Raw genomic sequence first — 23,747 nt, 5'->3', positions numbered from 1 at the left:
TACTATAAGGGTTTTCTTATTCTCTCTTATACTTTATGACCTCCGACCTTTCTAGCAAGGTGCAGGCTCGCGTGCTTGCACTGCTTCCGCTTATTGTATTTTTGGCCATCTTTTTAGGCAGTGGTATTTACCATTCAATTATCGGAACCGAATTTGCCTTTTATCAAGTTAAAGCTCCTGTTGCAGCCCTCCCAGCGATTATTCTTGCATTGCTGATCTATCGCGGCCAGATTAATGAAGCTATTGAAGAATTTCTAAAAGGTGCCAGTCATCCGAACCTGATTCTCATGTTCATGGTGTTTATGTTTGCAGGAGCTTTTGCCAGTGTTTCCAGTACTATTGGCAGCGTAGATGCAACCGTACAGCTCGGACTTTCTATTATTCCGCCTTCTTTTGTTTTACCCATGCTGTTTATTATTTCAGCTTTTATCGCTACGGCGATGGGCACCTCAATGGGAACAATTGCTGCCTGTGCACCCATTGCTTTTGGATTTGCCCAAGTTACCGATATTGAAGTGGTTTACGCCATTGGTGCAGTGGTAGGTGGCGCAATGTTCGGTGATAACCTTTCAATGATTTCAGATACTACAATTGCCGCTACCCGTAGTCAGAATGTTGAATTGCGCGATAAGTTCCGGGTGAATGTCTGGATTGCCGTCCCCGCTTCGGTAATTACTTTGATGATCTATATTCTAACCACGCATGACTCCCAGACCATTGAGCATACTTCTTATAATTTATGGCTCATTTTACCGTATCTGGCTGTTTTCTTGCTGGCTTTTAGCCGTTTGCATGTTTTGGTTACTTTAGGTACAGGAATTTTGCTTTCAGGTCTTATCGGTTTGTTTGTACAGCCTGAATTTAATCTATTGAAGCTAAACACTGCAATATATGACGGTTTTGTCGGCATGTTTGAAGTTGCCTTGCTGTCTATGTTTTTAGGCGGTTTGTCTGCCATCATGCAAAAGGAAGGCGGACTGCAGTGGCTGATTGAGCGGATCTATAGCGTTACGCGTCTATTCAGGATTAGCCGTGAACGGGCCGGTGAACTGGGGGTCAGTTTTCTGGTAGTTTTCTCCAATCTGTTTGTGGCAAATAATACCGTAGCAATTATCCTTTCAGGTGACATGGCACGTGAAGTCAGCAAAGAATATGGACTTGATCCAAAACGTGTGGCTGCTCTAATGGATATTTTTTCTTGTGTTGTTCAGGGTCTGATTCCTTATGGAGCTCAATTGCTATTGGCCTGCTCCATTGCCAAACTGTCGCCTGTTGAGCTGCTTGGCCATATTTATTACTGCTGGGTCTTGGCAATTTTTGCCATCCTCTCCATCCTGTTCCGTTATCCACGCCTGAAAACAGTCTGAATCAGCCTATATTGTAAACAGTTATTATATAAATGGTCTCATTGCTGTGCTCTACGAAATGCCAGCAGTGTAGAGCCTCTCACCCGTTTATAGGCGCGTGCTAATGCTGACTGGTCCGAATAGCCCAGCTGCTCAGCAATCCGGTTTAGACTTTCATTTTGTACCAGTAATAGCTCACAGCGCTTCATCGTCTGCAGGTCTACAATTTCCTTAAAGGAAGTATCCTGCTTTTTTAAGGCGCGCTGCAGACTTCGCACAGATAGATGCAACTCGTCTGCAATCCATTCCAGTAAAGGTGCCCGTTGCTGCTGTTTCATATATTCACCTACAATCCAGTGAATTTGCTGGGTAAGATCCTGCGCTGTCGATTTAGAGGCCAGCGCTTCTTCTGCCTGCCTGACCAGCAACTGTATAAGGGTAGAATCTGCCTGATATGGCCGGCTATTTAAACTTTCCCGTGCAAAGGTAATAGCATAATAAGGCTGCTGGAACTTTAGCGTACACTGAAAAAACTTCTGGTAATTAAGAAAGGAAACTTTTGGAAAATGGACAAACTCCACAGCCTGTAAAAAAAGCTGCTGTTCAGGGATGATCTGACGGGCCAAATGTACCATTGCAGCTAGAGTCAGTTCGCATAATACCGTCATCTGCTCATCAACCAAAGGCCAATAGAGGCGGATTTTATTTTTATATTCGGTAATATGCAGAGGTAATACCTGCTCACTGTCAATCACTAAACGATGAAACCGCATCACGTATTGAATTGCCTGTGCCAAGGTAGCGCTATTGGAAGCCATATAGCCTAGTACACCGAAATTTGCCGGGCTAATACAGTAGGCCATATCGAGTACCAGATTCGGAAGGAGCCACTGTTGCCGGCTTACCTCAATCAAATCAAGAAAAAACTGCATGTCTGACTGGGTATCAATCGGCAGACTTAAAATATGCTCAAGCTGTTGCTGCTGTTCAGCAGATAAGTCCAGCTGGCGCCAGTTCAGGTTTTTGCTCTGCAAGCAGGTTTTCCATAAATGGAAATAACCATTTGATATTTTGAATACTGACATGTGCAGCTTAATCCATTAACTGTCCTGCTGTCGTAAAAAGTATAAAAATTGGCAAGAACTGTCAAAACAAAAGCGATAAAGCCCGACATACTGAGCAGTATAAATGGCTATATGAAGTAAAATAATATGAATGCAGTAGTCCAGTATCAAGCCCGTCCGGTGGTACGCTCTCACCTGAATTTCAAACTGAATGAGATACCACGTTTCTGGTTTGGCGGTGATCCGTTTATTACCCGTATGTTTGATGCATTAAGTCTGACCTTTCCTGATGGTGAGCGTTATTTTATTCAGAGTGTACGCCTGTTTCGTGATCAGATTACCGACCCTGAGCTGAAGAACCGGGTGGCTGATTTTATCCGTCAGGAAGCACAGCATGGAATTGCCCATGATCAGATGAACCAGCTCATGAAAGCACAGGGTATGCCCGTAGACCAGTTTATTCAGCGTTTAACCAGAATTTTCAAATTTGAACTCGAACAGCGTTCTCCTGAATATAATATTGCCATGACTGCTGCTGCCGAGCATCTCACCGCGTTAATGGCCGAGACTTTTTTTGCATACAAATCAACTTTAAAAGATGCGCATCCCTATGTCCGTGCTCTGTTTGCCTGGCATGCTATTGAAGAAATGGAACATCGTGATGTTGCATTTGATGTCATGCATGATATCGCCAATGTGCCAGAAATGACCCGTAAATTTACTTTAGCGTGGACTACCGGCCTGATGTTTGGTTTTACTCTTTATCGTGCCAACGTCATGTTAAGGCATGACGGCTTTTCTGCCTGGCAACGCTTGCAGATGAATGTTCGGGGTTTACCCTGGTTTTTTGGCCGTCACGGTACATTAACACGTATGGGCAAACAGTACCGGGACTGGTTTAAAAAAGACTTTCATCCCAGTCAGCATCCTATTATTGCGCAATATGATGTATGGGTAAAAACACTAGAAGAAACGGGTGATCCGGTTCTGGCAGGAGAGGCTTTCTGGCAGGCAGCGCAAGACTGAAGCTATATATAGAAAATGGAAAAGCTGAGTCATCTTGGCCTTTTCATTTTTGAGTCACTATAAATAAGCGAACATTACCATTTTGCATAGTGCTGTTCTAATAAGCCATGTTCAAATAGAAGTTCTATAGTTTCATCCTCTTCAGTCCGGATTGTTCCACTTATTTTTGCCTGCCATTGGCTAAACTGGCTTCCTACCATTCGTAAGTTAATACTTTCATAACGACGCCAGCTGGTCTGGACCACCAGATTTAAACGCTGATCTAATGCCCGGATACTCCAGCTTTTGTCATCAATCGGTTCAAATAATACATCACTTAAAGCAAAAAGCTCACCATTAATCCAGAGCGAGTTTTCATTACCAAAGCTTTCATTCACCCCAGAGGCCAGATTCAATCCAATTCGCCGTTTTTTAGCATCCCAGAAACTGCATGACAGCCAGTACCAAGCAGTTTCCGGTCTTAGAAAACCACAGGTGTCATCCAGTGAAGCAAAACTGGTTTCATTAAACTGAATGGTCTGTTTCTGTTTATTAACAAAATAACCTTCTACGGCCAAGGTGGTCAGTTTCTGGGTATAAGTCCACCCATTGATTCCATTTGGACTACACAAACTCAAGGGCTGGGTACCGGCACAAAACATTCGTGCACTTAATTTAACTTCGCCATGTCTGGTTATACGGATATAACGCACCCCATTGGCATGCTGGATTTCAATTGCGAAGGGTGATTTGTAGAAATGACTCTGATTATAAAGTGGTTGCTCATCCAGATGGGTTCTATAGCCAAAAGGCTGGATTGCATTCCACTGCTGCACCTGCTCATTTGCATGATCATAAATATAGAAAAAAGCATGGCCGGCCCAGCCAATATCAACAATTGCCAGACCAATTGAATAATGTTCATGCTGAATACTACAGAATTTAAACTTTTTATATTTTAGCTTTTTACGCCAGCCTTGAAGCACATCCCCATAAGGTGTTTTGTACTCGTACTGGTCAAGGCTGATACTACTCGGCAATTGAGAAAATCGCCCATAACGCGGCTGTCCATTTGCCTGAATCAAATCCATTTTATTTCCCCTGCTCCCAAACCTAAGCTATATCAGCTTATTCAAGCTTTTAAAAATTATAATCTGCCTACTAAGATCATTTTACTCTCTATATTTCCCTTTATTTTTTTTGCTCATTTAAACAGCTTAAGGAGGCTCTTCCATAAATTTCAAAACAATATAGAAAAAACACTGTTCAAGTATTAAACAGTTGGGTTTAACAGTCAATTATGCTTTTCCAGAAAATATCCAGAACTTCTTTTACCAATTTTTTGATTAAATGGTTAGATAGGTATTTTCCCAACAATTACCAAAAAAATTACCTTCTATCAATTGTATGTAACGGCCATAAACCTGATCAATGGCAATACAGTCATCAATATCTAATACGCGGTCTGTATGCTGTTTTTTCCAATGGCTGGCAAAATACTGCTTCCCCCGCTGTTTGGCTATCATATGGTTCTGTGCTACGACCAGTACATAACGATGAAGTTCCCCAAATTCCTGCGCATCGTAACCGCCAAGGTTAATTAAATAGAGTTTCTGTTCAGAAGCCTGAGGCTGAGCTTGGGTAAAATGGATCTGATAATTCTTTTCTTCAAACGTTATACCATTGATTTTAGCCCATGCATCTATGTGCAGGCCTTTCTGTTCTCCAAACCACGACTGCTTAAGTTGGGGGTAAACTTCTTCAAGTGTATCCCCGACTGCCAGCACCACATCATGTACTTCAGTATTGGCACGTGCATGTCGTCCGCCAAGCATAACAATAAATAGACTAGGCATTGATACTCCTGTCAAAATATCTATAGATGAGCTGTATTGGCCATAATTTTATCCTGTCTTGATAAAGTCGGACCAACCAGAAAAAGATCTTATATTTTTAGCAATCAATCATTGAAATACCAAGTTATATTAATAGCCATTCTACTTATAAATATTTTTAATATTCTAAAATTGATAAAAGCATTAATTGATCTGATAAATAAAAAAAATCGTGCTGGAGTTTAATCCAGCACGAGCTATTTTAGGTGTAAGAAAAAAAAGAGAATTACATCTCAACCATTTCTACACCGTCAATACGGGCAACAGTCATCAGGTCTTTGTCACCACGTCCTGATACGGTTGCAATGATAATCTGGTCTTTTGACATGGTCGGTGCCAGCTTGGAAACGTAAGCCATGGCATGTGAGCTTTCCAGTGCAGGAATGATTCCTTCAATCTGGGTCAGATCACGAAAACCTTGCAAGGCTTCTGTATCATTGATGGGCACATAATTCACACGTTTCATGTCTTTTAGAAAACTGTGTTCCGGCCCTACTCCCGGATAATCCAGACCTGCCGAAATAGAATGGGTTTCAATAATCTGGCCCTGTGCATCTGACATCAAATAAGTACGGTTACCATGCAATACACCAACATGACCAGCATTCAATGGCGCTGAATGTTTGCCTGTCTCGATACCGTGTCCTGCGGCCTCTACACCATACATCTGGACATTTTCATCATTTAAAAACGGATAAAATAGTCCCATAGCATTAGAGCCGCCTCCTACACAGGCAACCAGTGCATCGGGTAAACGTCCGGCCTGCTCCTGAATTTGACGACGGGCTTCACGGCCAATAATCGACTGAAAGTCACGAACCAGTTGTGGATATGGATGCGGACCCGCTACTGTACCAATTACATAATAAGTAGAATCGACATTGGTAACCCAGTCACGCATGGCTTCATTCATGGCATCTTTGAGTGTCTTAGAGCCACTTTCTACCGGTACTACAGTCGCGCCCAGCAAACGCATACGGTACACGTTCATGGCCTGTCGTTTAACGTCTTCTGCGCCCATATAAACGATACATTCCATTCCCAGACGTGCTGCAATTGTAGCGGTAGCTACTCCATGCTGACCGGCGCCAGTTTCTGCAATAATCCGTCTTTTACCAGAAAGCTTAGCAAGCAGAGCCTGTCCGATCGTGTTATTCACCTTATGAGAGCCGGTATGATTCAAGTCTTCACGTTTCAGATAAATCTGCGCACCACCTAATTCTTTCGACCATCGCTCAGCATAATATAAAGGACTAGGACGACCTACATAGTAGGCAAGATCACGGTCGAATTCTGCCAGAAACTGCTCATCATTTTTCATGCGGTTATATAGATTTTCTAAATCTTCTAAAGCCGCCATCAGCGTTTCTGACACAAAACGTCCGCCATGGATACCAAAATGCCCACGGGCATCCGGGTACCGGGTGTAGTCAATCACATTATTTTGCTGATCCACGTTGGACTCCTTGCATAAATCGTTCAATGAGTTGCTGGTCTTTAATACCTTTTGCGGACTCTACGCCTCCGCTGACATCTACCGCAAATGCTCCGGTAGTCTGAATAGCTTCTTCAATATTTTCAGGCGTTAAACCGCCTGCCAGGATTAAAGGTACATCGATTTTAGGAAATTTTGACCAGTCAAACTGGTGTCCTGTACCACCTTTAAGTACAGGATGCCAGGCATCCAGTAATACAGCACTTGCACCTGCCTGCTGATAATGACTGATCTGGGCCAATATATCCAGATCAGGTTTGACCTGAATTGCTTTATACCAGCGCCGTTTAGCCTGCTTTGCAATATTCTGGCACTGTTCAGGCGTTTCATCACCATGAAACTGAAGCACATCTAATGGAATGTCATGCAGTACCTGACAGACATCACTTGCAGTAGCATTAACAAATAGTCCAACAATCTGGACATAAGCAGGTATATGTTTTATCAGATTTTTAGCCTGTATGATATTGACATATCGGGGGCTTGGTGCATAAAACACCAGCCCGATAGCATCTGCACCCGCCTCTACAGCGGCCTGAATATCAGAAGTTTGGGTAATTCCACAAATTTTAGCACGGGTACGCATACAGTTCTGGCTCTTAGACTGCCTGGTTTATAGTTCATCTATAAATATGACGGGCCGTTCATTGTAATGCAATTTTTTTGGCTTGCGTAAAGTTCATCCTGAATATTCTTGATATGGATTGTTTAATTGACAGGCAAACTTTATACTGCGCGCGATTGCAACAAGTCTAGCTTAGAGCTTTAGGGAAGTTGGTGCAAATCCAACACTGCCCCCGCAACGGTAAAATGAACCGCATATTATTTGAGTTTTAACTTACGCCACTGCATAAAGTGTGGGAAGGCGAATATGCCAATATTGCAAAGCAATATTTATATTTGAGTCCGGAGACCTGCTTGTTGCGCCTGTCAACTCAATCATTCACGGGGGGTGAATGTATGGAGCATAAAGTCATGTCTATTTTATTTCAACCTACCCGTCTGGTAGGAGCTATCGCTATTGCGATGGGGTATTCTCCTGCCATTTTTGCTGAAGATACGATTATATCGGCTCAACTTGACCCAATTGTAGTGACTGCGTCAAAAAGTGCTGAAAAAGCGAGTGAAGTTCCCGCTCGAATTACGATTATTGAACCTGAGGTTCTTGAACAGTCACCCATCGCATCTTTACCACAATTATTACAGACAGATGCTGCTATCAATATGGTACAAAGCGGAGGTTATGGCCAACTTGCAGAGATTTATCTAAGAGGTACAGAATCCGACCATATTCTTGTATTACGAGATGGAATTCGGCTAAATAATGCATCTTCAGGAAGTGCAAGTCTTGCATTTATTGATACAACAGATATTCAGCAGATTGAAGTACTAAAAGGACCAGCCTCTGTTTTATACGGTACTGATGCAATTGGTGGTGTTATTCAACTTGTATCAAAAATACCAGAAAAAAATAGTGCCTTTATAACAGGTGAAGTTGGGGAAAATAAAACTTATAAAGGAGTTATTGGTGCCGATTTATATGAGGAAGGTTTTTACGCTCAAATTCGTGGACAACGTTTAGAATCTGATGCAACTAAAGTAACTAACCAAAAAACTGATACGACTGACACTGCATCCTTTGATCAAAAAGGTTTTAGTACAAAGATTGGAGTTAAGCAGAAAGATTACGGTATTTCTGTTGACTATAGTCATAATGAAGGTTCAAGTCTTTATGATGCGTACACATTTAATGGCGCATTACTAAAACAAGACTTCGAAAATGAAATTATTAATTTACGCAGTCGTTTAAATGTAGCAGATAACTTCGAATTAAATACTCGTTTATCTCAATTTAAAGATGAAGTTAATCAAAAAGATTCTGCTGACTTTGTTCATAGTAAAACTCAAGAACTAGAATTATATAGTAAATGGAATTTTTTACCGCAACAAATACTTTTAACTGGCGTTACCCACCGCTCACTGGACGGAGATATTCTCTCCTATGGAACGCCTTATAATGAGAATGTCGACTCTACAGGATACTATCTACAACATCAATTTAATGGTAGTAAATTAAATACTCAAGTTGGTGTTCGTATAGAAGATAATGAAAAATACGGCTCGCATACTGTTGGTCAGCTTGCTGCACGTTACCAAATTCTAGATAAAACAAGTATCTATACTAATATTGGCACTGCTTTCAAATCACCAACGCTTAATGAACTCTTTAACTCATTTAATGGCAACCCAAATTTAAAACCAGAAGAAAGTACATCTTATGAAATTGGTATAGATCAAAATCTACCATTAGGTTTTAAAACAGGTTTATCTGCTTATTATACTGAAGTTGAAGACCTTATAGGTTCAGTGAACTTCGGTAAATTAACCAATATTAATAAAGCAACTTACCAAGGCGGTGAATTTTATATTGGTTGGCAGAAAGAAGATCTATTTGCAAAAGCAACTTATAGCTATGTCAAACCTGAGAACGAAGAGACTCATCAGGATTTAAATCGCCGTCCTCGTCAAGGTTTGACCCTAACAACAGGTCTGCAAAATGAAATTTACGGCATCAGTGCTTCGCTCGTTGCAAAATCAAAATCGAAAGACTGGAATAGCAACTACCACAATCCAGGATATGCAACAGTAGATGTTAATGCCTACTGGAATATGAATCCAAATATTAAACTGTTTACCAATATTCAAAATATTGGAGATGTCGATTATAAAACAGCTTATCAAGACCAAGGCTACTATTATGTAAATGGCGGCCGCCTCGCCTCAGCCGGTGTTACATTCCGTTATTAATATTTGAACTCTAAAAAATATATTTAAAACAGCGCAGTTTATGGATAATGTTCTGACCGGCATTATCCTTTTTTATTGCTTTCAGTTTAAGGAAAACTTATGGGCCACCGTTTAAGTAAAATTTATACCCGTACAGGCGACTCAGGTACTACCGGCCTTGGAGATGGCTCACGCGTCGCCAAGGATGATCTGCGTATAGACGCTTTAGGGGATGTGGATGAATTGAATGCATGTATAGGCGTCTTACGTGCACAAATTGCAGTGAGTACAATCAAAGACAAAAGCTGCTGGGATAAATCTCTGAGTTTAATTCAACACTGGCTGTTCGACTTAGGGGGTGAAGTCTGTATTCCAAATTTCAACCTGCTACAACAAGTTTCAGTGGAATTTCTTGAAAAGGAAATTGACCGGATGAATGAAGATCTACCGATGTTAAAGGACTTTATCTTACCGGCAGGCACTTTAGCCTGTAGTTATGCCCATCAGGCACGTGCTGTTTGCCGTCGTGCCGAGCGCACCCTGATGTCTGTACATAGCCGTGACCAGAATATCCAACCAACGTCCTTACAACTTCTGAACCGTTTATCGGACTGGTTGTTCGTGGCTTCACGTGCCTTGCAACGGGCTGAGGGTGGCAATGAGGTTCTGTGGCAAAAAAATATAAATGACACAATTTAGGTTTATAATATTCAGTTAAGTTCAAAACTCGTTCGAGTTGTTTCATGAAAATTATTGGCCATCGTGGTGCCCGTGGTGAAGCTCCTGAAAATACACTAGGGGGCTTCCAGTATTTACGTGATTTGGGAGTCCGTGCTGTCGAGTTTGATGTACGGCAGCTCAAGGATAACTGTCTTACTGTTATTCATGATGATAACTTTCTGAGAACTGCAGGCTTGCCTCACCCCCTGTATGAATGTGTTGAAAGTGATCTGGTACGTTATGACCACCGGCATCAGTGGGCCAACTGGCCTAAAACGGAAAACACGCCAAAATTACAGCAGGTGCTTAGTCTGGTAAATGACTTTGAGCATATTGAAGTTGAGATTAAACCGGTTACTACACTTCCAGAAGCAGAAAAACTGACACTGAGCCTAGAACAACAGCTACAGGGTCTGGAGCAACAGGTTACTATCACCAGCTTTGATGAAAAAGTCTTAAGTAGCTTGCAGCAGCAACGCAGCAGATTTAAACGCGGCCTTCTGGTAGAAGATGATATTAAAAGCAAGGCAATCGAAAAAGCCCATCATTTAGGCTGCTCGCATATTGGCTGGATGGACCAGTTGGCTACTCCTGAAATGATTCAACTGTCTCATTTAGCTCAACTGAATATTAGTGTTTGGACAGTCAACAGTATTGAGCGGGCAAAAGCCCTGCGTGATGCAGGTGTACAAGGTCTTATTACCGACATTCCCAAAACCATGCAGAGCCAGCTTTAAACCAGTCGACTAGTTTTTCTCGGCCTGAATCAGAATCTGGCCAGCCCGGTCCTGCAAATACAGCTGCTTATTATTCAGCTGGAAACGGCTGATCCGCTCTAAAGCATCAGCCAGATCAGCTTCCTGTGCCAGTGCCTGATCACAACTCTGATGTCCTGCCTTAATAGTCAAGTTCAGGGTTTTCTGGGCCGTATTAATGTCATAACGCCCAAAGACAGTATTACACCCTGTATGTCCGGTCACGGTTCTTGATACAGAGTTTAAACGGATAAAAGGTACCTGATTGAAAAATTTGGCTGGCTGGCTTTTAATTTTGACAATACGCCAATTTACATCCTGAACACCGTCACGGCTGAGCTGCTTAGATGACGCTTGAGTCACTACTTTCTGTTTTGAGACTGTGCGGGATTCTAGAGAAGTGGAAGGTTGTGATGACTGGCAGCCTGCAAGCCCAATCAAGAACATTAAACTGCCTGTAAACACGCTAAGCCTTAGATTCAAAAAGGTATATTTTTTAAACGCTTTATCAGTATATTTCTTCATATTGTACTCTGCTACTTACGCGTGAAAAACAAACATTCATTCTGTTACGGTTTAAGGTGTACAAGCGTACAATAATGCTAGTGAACAGCTGTACTCACATGTTAAGATGCGGGTCTTATGGCTATTTTTGTCAAAAAATAGCTGCGCTGTTTCGTTTTTGCCTTTGTTGCAAAGGCTTGTAGGAGCGTTACTGGAGATGAATAATCCTCCCCTAACCAAAGCCCCAATTAACTGGACCGCCAGTATTACTCTACTTGGGACTCCCATTGCTGCCGCTGTTCTGATTCCGCTTTACGCGTATCATCATGATTTTAGCTTAAGTGCATGGCTCAGCTTATTTTTCTTGTTAGCATTTAGTAGCTTAAGTATTACTGCAGGTTACCATCGGTTATGGGCGCACCGTGCCTATGAAGCCTCCCTGCCTTTAAAAATCCTCCTGATGATTGGTGGAACGTTTGCAGTACAAAATAGTATTTTATACTGGGCTTCTGGCCACCGTACCCATCATCGTCATGTTGATGATGTAGAAGAAGATCCGTATTCCATCAATAATGGTTTCTGGTATGCCCACTTGGGCTGGATGATTCGTGACTATCCGGCTGCAGCACCTAACTATAAAAATGCACCTGACCTCTTGAATGACAAACTGGTTATGTTTCAGCACAAGTACTATGTACCGCTGGTAATCGCCGTACATGTTGCAATTCTGGGCGGGATTGGCTGGGCTGTAGGTGATATCTGGGGAGTAGTTCTACTGGGTGGGTTGTTACGTCTGGTTCTAAGTCATCATGTGACTTTCTTTATTAACTCTCTTTGTCATATGTGGGGCAAACGTCCCTATACAGATGAAAATACAGCACGTGATAACTTCTGGCTGGCAATTGCTACCTGGGGTGAGGGTTATCATAACTATCACCACATTTTCCAGTACGACTATCGTAATGGTGTAAAGTGGTGGCAATACGACCCTACCAAGTGGCTCATCTGGAGCTGTTCAAAACTGGGACTTGCTAAAAATCTGCGCCGCATACCAAGCTTTAATATCAAGAAAGCTGAACTGGCAATGAAGTTTAAATATGCTGAACAAGATCTTGCTATCTACGGCCATGATGTGAATACAGATATCAGTACTGTTAAACAGCGGCTTGCTCAGGAATACGAAGCTTTTACTCATACCTTAAATGACTGGGCTAAACTCAAGGAACAGGAGCTTCATGCCAAGAAAGCTGCTGTAGCAGAAAAAATCCACCAGATGGATAACCGCCTAAAAGGTGAATTCCAGCAGGTAGAGGAGCGTCTGGCTCATCACCGTAAATCGTTAGAAGAAGTTATGCGTGGCCTGAAAAAACAGACCACCTGATTTTTAAAACTTTAAAAAAGGCTAAAACCGGAAATGGGTTTTAGCCTTTTTTCTTTTAAAGCAGTTATGTTTTTAAGGTATTTGTATCCAATTCTTATCACGCCTTAACTAGTGCTAGGCAGGAACAGTAAATTTGTTATAGTAAATCTATATTTTTATTTGTCTGGTACCTTATGCAGTTTAATCCAAGATATTCTTCCCTCGACTCCCGACTTTATCATCAGCAACAGCCTGTACCATTACGAGGTGCCAAGCCGGGTCACTTTAACTTGCATCTGGCGGAAGAATTGCAATGGACTGAAGAAGAAAAACAAAGCTGGGTTGAAATTTGCAGCGGACAAAGAACGTTTCAGGAATGTCCGCCCTTAGCCATGGTCTATGCAGGACATCAGTTTGGGCAGTGGGCCGGACAACTTGGAGATGGCCGCGGCCTGCTGATTGCACAGGTACTTGACCGACAAGGCCAGACGATTGATCTTCATCTTAAGGGTGCAGGACCTACCCCCTATTCACGCATGGGTGACGGCCGGGCGGTATTGCGTTCGGTAATCCGCGAATATCTGGCTGGTCATGCACTTAATGCCTTGGGTGTGCCGTCTAGCAATGCCCTAGGTTTCACCAGTTCCACCCAGAATATACAGCGCGAGACATTGGAACCAGGTGCCATGCTACTGCGAACTGCTGATAGCCATATCCGCTTCGGACATTTTGAGTGGATTAACCAGTATGCTCCAGAGTTACTTAGAGATTTCACATATAAATGTATCGAGTGGCATTATCCGGATTGTCTGAAAACACAATTACCTGTACTGGCGTTTGCTGAAGAAGTGATTAAAAGAACTGCCAGCATGATCGCCAAGTGGCAACTGGTTGGTTTTGCCCACGGCGTGATGAATACGGATAATCTTAATATTACTGGCTCAACTCTTGATTTTGGTCCTTATGGCTTTATGGAGCGTTTCCGCCCGGGTTGGATCAATAACCACTCGGATTATCAGGGGCGCTATAGTTACCAGAACCAGCCAAGTATTGCCCACTGGAACTTATGGATCTGGTTAAATAACCTTATTCCTTTGGCTGAAGAAACCGACAAGGAACAATTCAAGGAAGAACTTGCCAAATGTCTGGAACAGTTTGAACCGACCTTTTTGGAACAGTATCAATTTGGTTTATGTCAGAAAATGGGCTTACCCGAATTCCATAAAGAGAGTATGGAATGTGGTATGGCCTTCTTAAGAATTCTGCAAAGTGAACAGTTGGACTACACTCACAGTTTTATCCGCTTACAGCAAAAGGAATATAAGGCTCTTCGTGATGACTGCCTCGATATCCGGCAGTTTGATACCTTCTTGACCCTATATCAGCAAATCCGTGAGCATCAAGATACAGATAAGCTGGATCAGGCCATGCAACAGGTTAATCCTCGCTATATTCTGCGTAATCACATGGCACAAAAAGCGATTGAACTGGCAGAACAGGATGACTTTTCTGAAGTAGATCGTTTATTCACCTTACTCAGTCAGCCGTTTGTTTTTCAGCCAGAAACCGAGAAATCAGAAGACCTGGCGCCTCTACCAAGTGATATACCCGAAATTATGGTTAGCTGCTCTTCATAGCTGAAACTGTAGATGTGTGGATAAGATACATTTTATCCACACCTCTAATCCGGTTAGAGCCAACTAATTAGAAAAAATACAGGAAATTATAAGTATTTGTTCAGCAACTATTTCTCTAAAAACAATTTATCTAATGGGTTTTATAAGAAATAGAGTATTTGTCGTATAAAGACAAGAGAATAATATATGGCTAGCAGACTTATCATATTCTGCACCGCACTGATCATCAGACAACTTCTTAGCCTCAGCATCCACAGCCTCTAACCAGAGCTAATCAATAAAAAAGCGGATCATATGCTCTCCGCTTTTGAGTGAGAAAATTAAAGCTGTGCTATTTATTCATCTGGATATTCAAAACGATAGCCTACCCCGTAAACTGCCTGAATCCACTCATGGCGGTTACCAGTATTAGCTGCATCAGTGATTTTACGGCGCAGATTTTTAATGTGGCTATCAATCACACGGTCGGCTACATCAAAACTGTCAGGATTAATATGATCTAACAGCTGGGCACGTGAATATACCTGTCCCACGTGTTCTAAAAACAGCTCTAACAGGCGGAACTCTGTGGGTGTCAGATTCAAGGATTTCTGCTGATACCAGATACGCTGTTGCGCCTTATCGATTCTGAAAAGACTATTTTGTTCAGGTTCAGCCTTGCAGTCCAGACGGCGCAGTACCGCCTGTACACGTGCTACCAGCTCTTTAGGACTAAACGGTTTACAAATGTAATCATCAGCACCCATATTTAAGCCAAGTACACGATCAATTTCTTCAGTCCGGGCAGTGACCATAATAATAGGAATATCTGACTGTTCACGTACTTTTCGGCAAATAGTCAACCCATCCATACGCGGTACCATTAGATCCAGAATCATGAGACTTGGTTTGCGCTGAAGGAAATGGTCATAGGCTTCTTGCCCATCATGAAAGACGCTCACTTCAAAACCGCCAGCCTCAAGATAATCGCGTACCAGTCCAGCAAGTTCAACTTCATCTTCTACCAGCATGACATGCTTCATGAGTGTGCTTCCTTATATAGTGGTTAATTTGGGAAAAGTCAGCTTGCAACGCAAACCGCCGAGTGGTGAATGATGGAATGTTAATTCTCCGCCCATGGTTTGGGCAATTTTACAGGACAGGGCCAGACCTAATCCGGTTCCGCCGGTACTGCGCGTACGCGAATCATCTACTCGGTAAAAGCGCTCACCCAGACGTGACAGCTGCTCATCGCTGAGCCCAAACGGGCTGTCATCCACATACAGACTCCAATGCGTATCAGACTGTTCAGTATGAATACGGATTTCTCCACCACTTTCTGTATAGCGAATACTGTTTCCAAGCAAGTTGACCACAATTTGTTTGAATCGGTCTACATCCAATTGTAATTCAGCCCCTGTTCCCTCTGAGTGTACTGAGAGTCCTGCCTGTTCAAAGTTCGGCCGGAAGTTTTCAATTTCCTGCTGTACCACAGACCACGGATCAACATTAGAGAAATAGCACTTGAGCTGCTGGGCCTCGGCCTGGGCCAGATCCGCCAGATCTTTAGTAAGTTTTTTCAGACTGCTGACCTGACGCATCATGGCAGCAAGATGCTCAGGGGTAGCTTTTCGGATGCCATCCTGCATGGCTTCAATCTGGGCCTGTAGTACCGCTAACGGTGTTTTTAACTCATGTGAAGTATCTGCAACCCATTGCCGGCGTGACTGCTCATGCTGGTCAAGAATAATTGCTAACTGGTTAATCTCATTGGCCAGATCACCTAACTCATCATTACGGCGAATTTTGACCTGATGCAGATAATTACCTCGAGTTAATTCCTGTGTGGCACGCAGCAGGCGCTGAATCGGTTTTTTAAAATAGGTTGCCATTAATATAGCAGCAATCAAACTGGCCAAAATGGTTAATGCATATACTAAAAGCAGGTAACGCTTCTGGTTACTGAAGAAATTAATACTTAAAGCATCATCCTGATCCAGTACAGGTTTTAAGCCCAGATAGCCGACTACCTGATTACCTACCACTATAGGACGATAAGATACTTCCTGATCAGAAGGCTCACCGACTACAAACTGCCGCTGGGCATCATACAGTGATAACCGCGAACTTAGCCCCAGACGGTCTGGCATAAAAATGAACCGTTTTTTACCAGCTTGAGCTTCTACGCTTTGAAGCGTAGAGGGATTGGTTTTCTTTTCCGGATTATGGGTCATGCTCTGGTTAGCACTTAACGGAAAACGCAATCCTTCAAAAGGCTGATATTCGGAAGGTAAATTTTCTTCAATAAACCGCAGTTCTTCAGTATCCACCATTTTTTGCCGTAACTGTTCATTGGCCGGAAACTGGGGAGCGACATTCATCATGGAATGTTCTTGAAAATAACGCTGCTGCAAGGCAATATCGTATTGACGGCGCAGCCACCACCGCGAAAGACGGTCATAATCGTCTGGTGCAGCCTCACCTTCAATCTGTAAAATCTGCGCCTGAATAGCATTACCCCAGTCCTGATATAAACCGTATACACCAGCCAGATTACTGATCAGAAGATCCAGCTTCTGCATTTCTACATCTGCCACATACTTGGCAAAGTTTTTCTGCATGGTCCAATGTAATACCCCCAAGCTGAGCGTCGTAATGAATAACGTCGTAAACAGCACGGTCAGAAACAGGCGTAAGGCAATAGGAACTCGGCGGATCTTCAAAACAATTTCTCAATTTATTCTTCTGATTCATCATTGTAACCAAGCTCTGGCAAAAATACTCTTCATTGTTTCTACATCTTTATTATTTAATCTTAAGCTATTGGTAAATATAGTTGGCTCAGGAGTAATAATAATGAAATCTTTAATCAAGGCCGGATTATTGGGTACAGCGTTGACTGCTGTTATGGGTCTGACTGCCTGTCAATCCTCTACAGCTCCACAAGATAAACCACATCACCCAATGATGCACAAAGATGGTGATAGAGGTCATCATATGAAACGCCATCATCGGAATATGACACCGGAACAGCGTGCAGAGTGGGATAAGCGCCGTACTGAACGGCAGATGCATTATCAGCAGCTCCAGCAGGCCTGCGCAGGTAAGCCTGCCGGACAAACCGTTCAGCTCAAGATGGCCGACAAAACCATTGAAGGCACCTGTGAAATGCGCTTTAAGCCTAAACGGACAGCAACAGTGGCGCCCCAGCCTTCAACTGCTCAGCCATTAACACCGCAGCCTGCTGCTAAACCGGTAGCATGAAAGTAAAACTATTAAAGACACCTTCGGGTGTCTTTTTTATTTAATTCCTTGCTCATACCATACATATTCCCTTACGATTTTGACTATTTGTGTCAGCTTAAAATAATAAAAACTGTTTACACTCAAACAGGTTAGATTTTTCAAGAGCCTTTTCTTTGACTTTACAGTCACCAACAATACCCCTTCGACGCTTGTGTGGTAGTGCAACTTATTGCACGATGTAAGCATACAAATATATGTGTCGCTGCTGGCACGTAAATCGTTTATTAGGATTATAAATCTGGTTTAACCAGTATTGAGGAACCCGATATGCCACAATACCAAGCGCCCTTACGTGATATGCAATTTGTTCTGCATGAACTGTTAAATGCCGAAGAACATTATGCAAAATTACCGGCTTTTCAGGAAAATGTAAGCCGTGATTTAGTAGATCAGTATCTTGAAGCGGCTGCAGACTTTTGTGAAAACGAACTCTCTCCGTTAAACCAGATTGGTGACCGTGAAGGCTGTAGCTGGAATGATGGTGTAGTAACTACACCAACCGGCTTTAAAGAAGCTTATCAAAAATATATCGAACTCGGCTTCCCATCTCTTTCTGCTGAAGAGCAATACGGCGGTCAGGGCCTGCCAAACTCGCTGGGCATTGCTATTTCTGAAATGGTAGGTAGTTCTAACTGGGCTTGGGGCATGTACCCGGGTCTGTCTCATGGTGCAGTGCGTACTCTTGAGCATCACGGTTCTGATGAACAAAAAGAGACCTATCTGCCGAAACTGGTATCAGGTGAATGGACGGGCACCATGTGCCTGACCGAGTCACATGCAGGTTCTGATCTGGGTATTATTCGTACCAAAGCTGAACCAAATGCTGATGGCAGCTATGCAATCTCTGGCGAAAAAATCTTTATTTCTGCCGGCGAACACGACATGGCAGAAAATATTATTCATATTGTTCTTGCCCGCTTGCCTGGCGCGCCTAAAGGTACCAAAGGTATTTCCCTGTTTATTGTGCCAAAATTCAATGTAAATGCTGATGGTTCAGTTGGCGAGCGTAATGCCGTGCGTTGTGGTTCAATTGAACATAAAATGGGAATTCATGGTAATGCCACCTGCGTTATCAATTTTGATCGCGCAACCGGTTACCTGATCGGTCCTGAAAACCGCGGCCTGAACTGTATGTTCACATTCATGAACACGGCACGTATTGGCACGGCAGTACAAGGTCTGGCTGCATCTGAGTCAGCGTTCCAAGGGTCTATTGTATATGCAAAAGACCGTCTGGCGATGCGTTCGCTTTCTGGCCCTAAAGCCCCAGAAAAAGAAGCTGATCCAATTATTGTTCACCCGGCAGTACGTAACATGCTGATGACTCAGAAAGCATTTGCCGAAGGTGGCCGTGCACTGGTTTATCTGCTGGCCCAGCATGCTGATGTTGTTGAAAAAGGCGCAACTGAAGAAGAGCGTAAATTCTCTGACAATATCCTGTCACTTCTTACCCCAATCGCCAAGGCATTCCTGACTGAAACCGGTCTGGAAGCTGCAAATAAAGGTATTCAGGTGTATGGCGGTCATGGTTTCATTTCTGAACATGGTATGGAACAGATTGTACGTGATACCCGTATTGCCTGCCTGTACGAAGGAACTACTGAAATCCAGGCTCTTGACCTGCTAGGCCGTAAAGTGCTGGGCACTCAAGGCGCCATGCTGAAAGATTTCACCAAGATCATTCATAAATTTGCCGAAGCCAACAAAGACAATGCAGAACTTGCCGAGTTCATCGAGCCACTTGCCAAACTTAATAAAGAGTGGGGTGAGCTGACTATGCAAATTGGTATGAAAGCAATGCAAAATCCGGATGAAGTAGGTGCAGCAGCAGTTGACTACATGTACTTCTCGGGCTATGTAACACTGGCTTACCTATGGGCACGTATGGCGCTTCTGGCTCAGCAGCAGCTGGCAGCTGGCAGTACAGAAGTTGATTTCTACAATGCCAAAATTACCACTGCACGGTTCTACTTCAAGAAAATCCTGCCACGTGTACGCTCACATGTTGACGTAATCGCAGGCGGCCTTGATTCACTCATGGCACTTGATGCTGAACATTTCGTCTTCTAACAAAACGTTGTTATAGCAAGTTTTCATGGGAAAGGACTGCACAGCATTATTCTGGACAGTCCTTTTCTTTTATCAAATACTCAAAATCTGGTACGTAATCGGTTAAGGTATAACGGTACTTTACTTAACTTGATTAAAATCTACTGATTCGAACAATAAACAGGTGAACTATGCCAATTTATAATGCACCTCTTGCAGATATGCGCTTTATTCTGAATGATGTCTTTCAGGCAGAACAATTCTGGCAAGCCAATGAAAACCTAAACCATGTAGATGCAGCAACTGCTGAAGCAATTCTTGAAGAAATGGCCAAGTTTGCACAGAACGTGACTCTGCCATTAAACCGCAGTGGTGATGAAGAAGGTGCACAATATAATAATGGTGCAGTCACTACTCCTGCGGGCTATAAGGAAGCTTTTCGCCAATATGCAGAAGGTGGCTGGATTGGCTTGGGCGCCGATGAAGAATGGGGCGGTCAGGCAATGCCAAAAATGCTGACTGTATTGGCAGATGAAATGTTGTTTGCGACCAATCCGGCATTCATGCTCTATCCCCTGCTTTCTGTAGGTGCAGGTATGGCACTTAACAGTTATGCTTCGCAGGAACAAAAAGAAACCTATCTGCCAAAAATCTATTCAGGTGAATGGTCAGGGACCATGTGTCTGACTGAGCCGCATGCAGGCACTGATTTGGGTATTATTAAAACCAAAGCAGAACGAAATGAAGATGGCAGTTACAGTATTACCGGTACCAAAATTTTCATTACCGGTGGTGACCATGACCTGAGTGATAATATTATTCATCTGGTATTGGCAAAAACTCCGGATGCCCCTGCTGGTTCACGCGGTATTTCGCTCTTTATTGTTCCGAAATTCCTGGTCAATGAAGATGGCAGTCTAGGTGAACGTAACCCTGTCGGACCAGGCTCTATTGAACATAAGATGGGTATTAAAGCCTCCGCTACCTGTGTAATGAATTTTGATGGCGCTAAAGGTTTTATTGTTGGTAAAGAGAATGAAGGCTTGGCAGCCATGTTCGTTATGATGAACTATGAACGTCTGTCAATGGGCATTCAAGGTATTGGAGCTTCCGAGTTCGCCTATCAGAATGCAGCCCAGTATGCTACTGACCGTATTCAAGGTCGTAGCGCCTCAGGTATAAAATCACCAAACAAGGTTGCCGACAGTATTCTGGTTCATGGTGATGTACGCCGTATGCTGCTTAATGTTCGTGCTAACAATGAAGCATCACGTGCATTTGCGGTGTATGTAGGTCAGCAACTGGACATTACCAAGTTCTCTACTGACCCGGAAGCTGTGAAAAAAGCCAATGATCGCGTGGCCCTGCTCACTCCAATTGCTAAAGCATATTTAACGGATACGGCATTCCAGGCAACTCTGGATGCACAAATGGTTTTCGGCGGGCACGGTTATATTCGCGAATGGGGTATGGAACAATGTGTTCGTGATCTGCGTATTGCCCAGATCTATGAAGGCACCAATGGTGTACAGTCACAAGATCTGATTGGCCGTAAGCTGATAAAAAATAATGGTGCTTTCCTGGAAGAGTACATTGCAGAGATCCGTGATTTTGCCAACAATATGGATACTCATCTCAACTTCATTAAAGATGCAACACTAGACGCGGCAACTGATATTGAAGCGGTAAGTCGTTTTATCATTGAACAGGCATCAGAAAAACCGGATTTCTCTAACTCTGTTGCAGTTGACTTCCTGCATGCAGTTGGCCTGCTCAGCTTCAGTTATATGTTTGCACGTATTGCAGCGGCAGCAAAATATAAATCTGGTGAGTTTTACCAGAACAAACTGACCTTGGCACATTACTTTGTACAGCGCATTTTACCTGAACTGTCTATGCGTATTGCCAAGATTAATGCTGGCTCTGACCTGGTGATGGAATTTAGTGAAGAGTTCTTTACATCACAATCCTGATTCAATATCTAAAAAAACGCCTGTAAATTCAGGCGTTTTTTTATGACTGATATTTCAATTCAGCAGCATATTTGAGTCTAAAAATATCTTAATGCTGGTTATCATGTGTAATAAAGAAATACTCGCGATAATATTTCAATTCACGGATTGAGTCACGAATGTCATCCATTGCCAGATGTGATGCCTGCTTTTTAAGGCCACTCATAATTTCTGGCCGCCAGCGTTTCGCCAGTTCCTTGACTGAAGAAACATCCAGATTACGGTAATGAAAGAATTGTTCCAGTTCTGGCATTAACCGGTGCAGAAAACGGCGATCCTGACAGATCGAGTTACCACACATTGGTGAAGTTTTCGGGTTAACCCATTTTTTTAGAAAATCTATTGTCTGCTGTTCTGCTTCAAGAGCAGTTAAAGTACTACGACGTACACGCTGAATCAGACCCGATTGTCCATGCTGGCGAGTATTCCACTCATCCATTGCATTTAAGACCTGATCAGACTGGTGAATAGCCAGTACCGGACCTTCAGCCAGAATATTTAAATGATCATCTGTAATAATTGTTGCAATTTCAATAATCTGATCGTTATCGGTATCTAAACCGGTCATTTCCAGGTCAATCCAAATTAACCGTGTATCTGGGGTACTACTCATGAAAGACCATCTTAATGTACTTGGAAAGCAATAATAGTAGCAAATTTCTTGTATCTTGGCTGTAACTTCAACCCCGCTTCATGCTATTTTTGCCATCCTTAACAGGTGGTTTTTCTCAGGATATGAATGGCATTAATTCGTAAACGTCGCTTGACTGAACAACAGCAACGCCGGATTCAGAAACAGCAAAAAACACGTCAGGAAGAAATCGATACTTCAAATGACCTTGAAGGTCTGGTGGTACAGCATTATGGCCGCCAGCTTGAAGTGGAAGCCTTGTCTGTTCCTGTTGAACATCCGCCACAACCTGTGACCCAGCCAGGTGAACCGGAGCCGTTCTGGAAACCGGTGGAACTGGGCAGTATCTGGCGCTGCCATACCCGTACCAATCTAGAATTACTGGTTACAGGAGACCGGGTCAAATGGCAAGCCGACCCCAATACCGGTTTAGGTATTATCACAGCGATTCATCCGCGGTCTTCCTTACTCACCCGTCCGGATCGCTATCATAAGGTCAAACCGGTTGCAGCTAATATTTCTCTAATCGTAGTCGTTTTTGCTGTCTTGCCAGAACCAGCCCCGATGCTAATTGACCGCTATTTAGTTGCATGTGCAGATGCCGAGATACCTGCGCTTCTAGTACTCAACAAAACTGATCTGCTCAGTCAGAATGATCCTATTTTACAGCTAGTGTCCGAATATGAAGCACTGGGTTATGAAGTCATGCAAACACAGTCTAAAGGTGATCTGTCTGCTTTGGCACAACGCCTGGATGGTGAAACTGTCGCATTTGTAGGCCAGTCTGGTGTAGGAAAGAGTTCCCTGATCAATGCAATTGTTCCTGATGCCTCTCAGAAAACCAATATAATTTCCGAGAATTCTGCTTTAGGTCAGCACACGACTACTTCTACGCGTTTAATCCGTTTTGGAACTAGCGGCGCATTGATTGATTCGCCTGGAATTCGTGAATTTGGCCTGTGGCATCTGGATGCAGATAAGGTTCAGCGCGGTTTTCCTGAAATTGAAAATCTGTTGGGGCACTGTCAGTTCCGTAACTGTACTCACACACATGAAAAACATTGTGCGCTTAGAGAGGCGGCGAAGAATGGAGAAATTCTGCCCCGTCGTCTGGAAAGCTATTTACGCTTGCAGGATGAGATTGCTGAAGCTCAGCAAAAAAATTAGTTTTATTACGGTTTTCTAAAGCCCATCCCTTGAAG

20 protein-coding genes and 1 riboswitch are annotated in these 23,747 nt (G+C 43.1%); of the genes, 11 read left to right on the top strand and 9 right to left on the bottom strand.

The window, feature by feature from the left end:
• The first annotated feature begins 35 nt into the window (after positions 1-35).
• Positions 36-1,367 carry a Na+/H+ antiporter NhaC family protein gene (locus tag N518_RS0109595; RefSeq protein WP_005021370.1) on the top strand — a complete coding sequence of 444 codons (1,332 nt, stop codon included), beginning with the start codon at positions 36-38 and terminating at the stop codon, positions 1,365-1,367.
• A gap of 38 nt (positions 1,368-1,405) precedes the next feature.
• Here N518_RS0109595 and N518_RS0109590 read toward each other — a convergent pair whose 3' ends face one another.
• Positions 1,406-2,431: an AraC family transcriptional regulator gene (locus N518_RS0109590; protein ID WP_010700225.1), complete on the bottom strand. Its 1,026-nt coding sequence runs from the start codon at positions 2,429-2,431 to the stop codon at positions 1,406-1,408.
• 126 nt (positions 2,432-2,557) lie between these two features.
• Between N518_RS0109590 and N518_RS0109585 the strand changes: the two genes are divergently transcribed.
• Complete coding sequence (locus N518_RS0109585) at positions 2,558-3,436, top strand: metal-dependent hydrolase (protein ID WP_017401163.1); 879 nt, start codon at positions 2,558-2,560, stop codon at positions 3,434-3,436.
• Positions 3,437-3,510: 74 nt separating this feature from the next.
• Here N518_RS0109585 and N518_RS0109580 read toward each other — a convergent pair whose 3' ends face one another.
• The 4 genes from N518_RS0109580 to N518_RS0109565 all read right to left on the bottom strand — a co-directional run bounded on the left by N518_RS0109580 (position 3,511) and on the right by N518_RS0109565 (position 7,391).
• Entirely contained in the window at positions 3,511-4,506 is a 996-nt protein-coding gene (locus N518_RS0109580) for a DUF2804 domain-containing protein (protein ID WP_017401162.1), read from the bottom strand.
• A gap of 255 nt (positions 4,507-4,761) precedes the next feature.
• Complete coding sequence (locus N518_RS0109575; protein WP_005018507.1) at positions 4,762-5,271, bottom strand: DUF1543 domain-containing protein; 510 nt, start codon at positions 5,269-5,271, stop codon at positions 4,762-4,764.
• A gap of 265 nt (positions 5,272-5,536) precedes the next feature.
• On the bottom strand, positions 5,537-6,766 hold the full coding sequence (trpB, locus tag N518_RS0109570) for a tryptophan synthase subunit beta (protein WP_005018505.1): 1,230 nt from the start codon (positions 6,764-6,766) through the stop codon (positions 5,537-5,539).
• Entirely contained in the window at positions 6,750-7,391 is a 642-nt protein-coding gene (locus N518_RS0109565; protein ID WP_005021360.1) for a phosphoribosylanthranilate isomerase, read from the bottom strand. Before N518_RS0109565 ends, trpB begins: the two co-directional genes overlap by 17 nt.
• A 145-nt stretch (positions 7,392-7,536) precedes the next feature.
• A riboswitch (cobalamin riboswitch) is annotated at positions 7,537-7,742 on the top strand.
• Between the two features lie 38 nt (positions 7,743-7,780).
• Between N518_RS0109565 and N518_RS0109560 the strand changes: the two genes are divergently transcribed.
• The 3 genes from N518_RS0109560 (at position 7,781) to N518_RS0109550 (ending at position 11,049) form a co-directional block, all read left to right on the top strand.
• Positions 7,781-9,613 carry a TonB-dependent receptor plug domain-containing protein gene (locus N518_RS0109560; protein ID WP_005021359.1) on the top strand — a complete coding sequence of 611 codons (1,833 nt, stop codon included), beginning with the start codon at positions 7,781-7,783 and terminating at the stop codon, positions 9,611-9,613.
• A 99-nt stretch (positions 9,614-9,712) separates the two neighbouring features.
• Positions 9,713-10,291, top strand: coding sequence for a cob(I)yrinic acid a,c-diamide adenosyltransferase (locus tag N518_RS0109555; RefSeq protein ID WP_005021357.1), 579 nt, complete (start codon positions 9,713-9,715; stop codon positions 10,289-10,291).
• 44 nt (positions 10,292-10,335) lie between these two features.
• Positions 10,336-11,049, top strand: coding sequence for a glycerophosphodiester phosphodiesterase (locus N518_RS0109550; protein WP_005018491.1), 714 nt, complete (start codon positions 10,336-10,338; stop codon positions 11,047-11,049).
• Positions 11,050-11,058: 9 nt separating this feature from the next.
• Here N518_RS0109550 and N518_RS0109545 read toward each other — a convergent pair whose 3' ends face one another.
• Positions 11,059-11,592 carry an META domain-containing protein gene (locus tag N518_RS0109545; protein WP_005021355.1) on the bottom strand — a complete coding sequence of 178 codons (534 nt, stop codon included), beginning with the start codon at positions 11,590-11,592 and terminating at the stop codon, positions 11,059-11,061.
• A 196-nt stretch (positions 11,593-11,788) separates the two neighbouring features.
• Between N518_RS0109545 and N518_RS0109540 the strand changes: the two genes are divergently transcribed.
• Both N518_RS0109540 and N518_RS0109535 read left to right on the top strand, forming a co-directional pair.
• Positions 11,789-12,952 carry an acyl-CoA desaturase gene (locus tag N518_RS0109540; protein WP_005018486.1) on the top strand — a complete coding sequence of 388 codons (1,164 nt, stop codon included), beginning with the start codon at positions 11,789-11,791 and terminating at the stop codon, positions 12,950-12,952.
• Between the two features lie 173 nt (positions 12,953-13,125).
• Positions 13,126-14,568, top strand: coding sequence for a protein adenylyltransferase SelO (locus N518_RS0109535; RefSeq protein WP_005407026.1), 1,443 nt, complete (start codon positions 13,126-13,128; stop codon positions 14,566-14,568).
• 335 nt (positions 14,569-14,903) lie between these two features.
• Here N518_RS0109535 and N518_RS0109530 read toward each other — a convergent pair whose 3' ends face one another.
• Together N518_RS0109530 and baeS are read right to left on the bottom strand one after the other, a co-directional pair.
• The gene (locus tag N518_RS0109530; protein WP_026444183.1) at positions 14,904-15,590 is read right to left on the bottom strand and encodes a response regulator; all 687 of its coding nucleotides are present in this window, start codon (positions 15,588-15,590) and stop codon (positions 14,904-14,906) included.
• Positions 15,591-15,602: 12 nt separating this feature from the next.
• Positions 15,603-17,270 (bottom strand): sensor histidine kinase efflux regulator BaeS, encoded by a 1,668-nt coding sequence (baeS, locus tag N518_RS0109525; RefSeq protein WP_026056667.1) that lies wholly within the window; start codon positions 17,268-17,270, stop codon positions 15,603-15,605.
• Positions 17,271-17,403: 133 nt separating this feature from the next.
• On the opposite strand from baeS, the gene N518_RS0109520 reads away from it, so the two are divergent.
• The 3 genes from N518_RS0109520 (at position 17,404) to N518_RS0109510 (ending at position 21,875) form a co-directional block, all read left to right on the top strand.
• Positions 17,404-17,811: a hypothetical protein gene (locus tag N518_RS0109520; RefSeq protein ID WP_005018481.1), complete on the top strand. Its 408-nt coding sequence runs from the start codon at positions 17,404-17,406 to the stop codon at positions 17,809-17,811.
• 309 nt (positions 17,812-18,120) lie between these two features.
• Positions 18,121-19,923: an acyl-CoA dehydrogenase C-terminal domain-containing protein gene (locus N518_RS0109515; protein ID WP_005407022.1), complete on the top strand. Its 1,803-nt coding sequence runs from the start codon at positions 18,121-18,123 to the stop codon at positions 19,921-19,923.
• A gap of 170 nt (positions 19,924-20,093) precedes the next feature.
• The gene (locus N518_RS0109510) at positions 20,094-21,875 is read left to right on the top strand and encodes an acyl-CoA dehydrogenase C-terminal domain-containing protein (RefSeq protein ID WP_005407045.1); all 1,782 of its coding nucleotides are present in this window, start codon (positions 20,094-20,096) and stop codon (positions 21,873-21,875) included.
• 88 nt (positions 21,876-21,963) lie between these two features.
• Here the strand turns inward: N518_RS0109510 and orn are convergent, their stop codons facing one another.
• On the bottom strand, positions 21,964-22,527 hold the full coding sequence (orn, locus tag N518_RS0109505) for an oligoribonuclease (protein WP_005018477.1): 564 nt from the start codon (positions 22,525-22,527) through the stop codon (positions 21,964-21,966).
• A 126-nt stretch (positions 22,528-22,653) separates the two neighbouring features.
• Between orn and rsgA the strand changes: the two genes are divergently transcribed.
• Positions 22,654-23,712, top strand: coding sequence for a small ribosomal subunit biogenesis GTPase RsgA (gene rsgA, locus N518_RS0109500; protein ID WP_005407018.1), 1,059 nt, complete (start codon positions 22,654-22,656; stop codon positions 23,710-23,712).
• The last annotated feature ends 35 nt before the right edge of the window (positions 23,713-23,747 follow it).

The organism is Acinetobacter sp. UNC436CL71CviS28, from assembly GCF_000620525.1.
Taxonomy (GTDB): domain Bacteria; phylum Pseudomonadota; class Gammaproteobacteria; order Pseudomonadales; family Moraxellaceae; genus Acinetobacter; species Acinetobacter radioresistens.
Note: the sequence above shows the minus strand (reverse complement) of the source record. Positions and strands in the feature narration are given on the sequence as shown.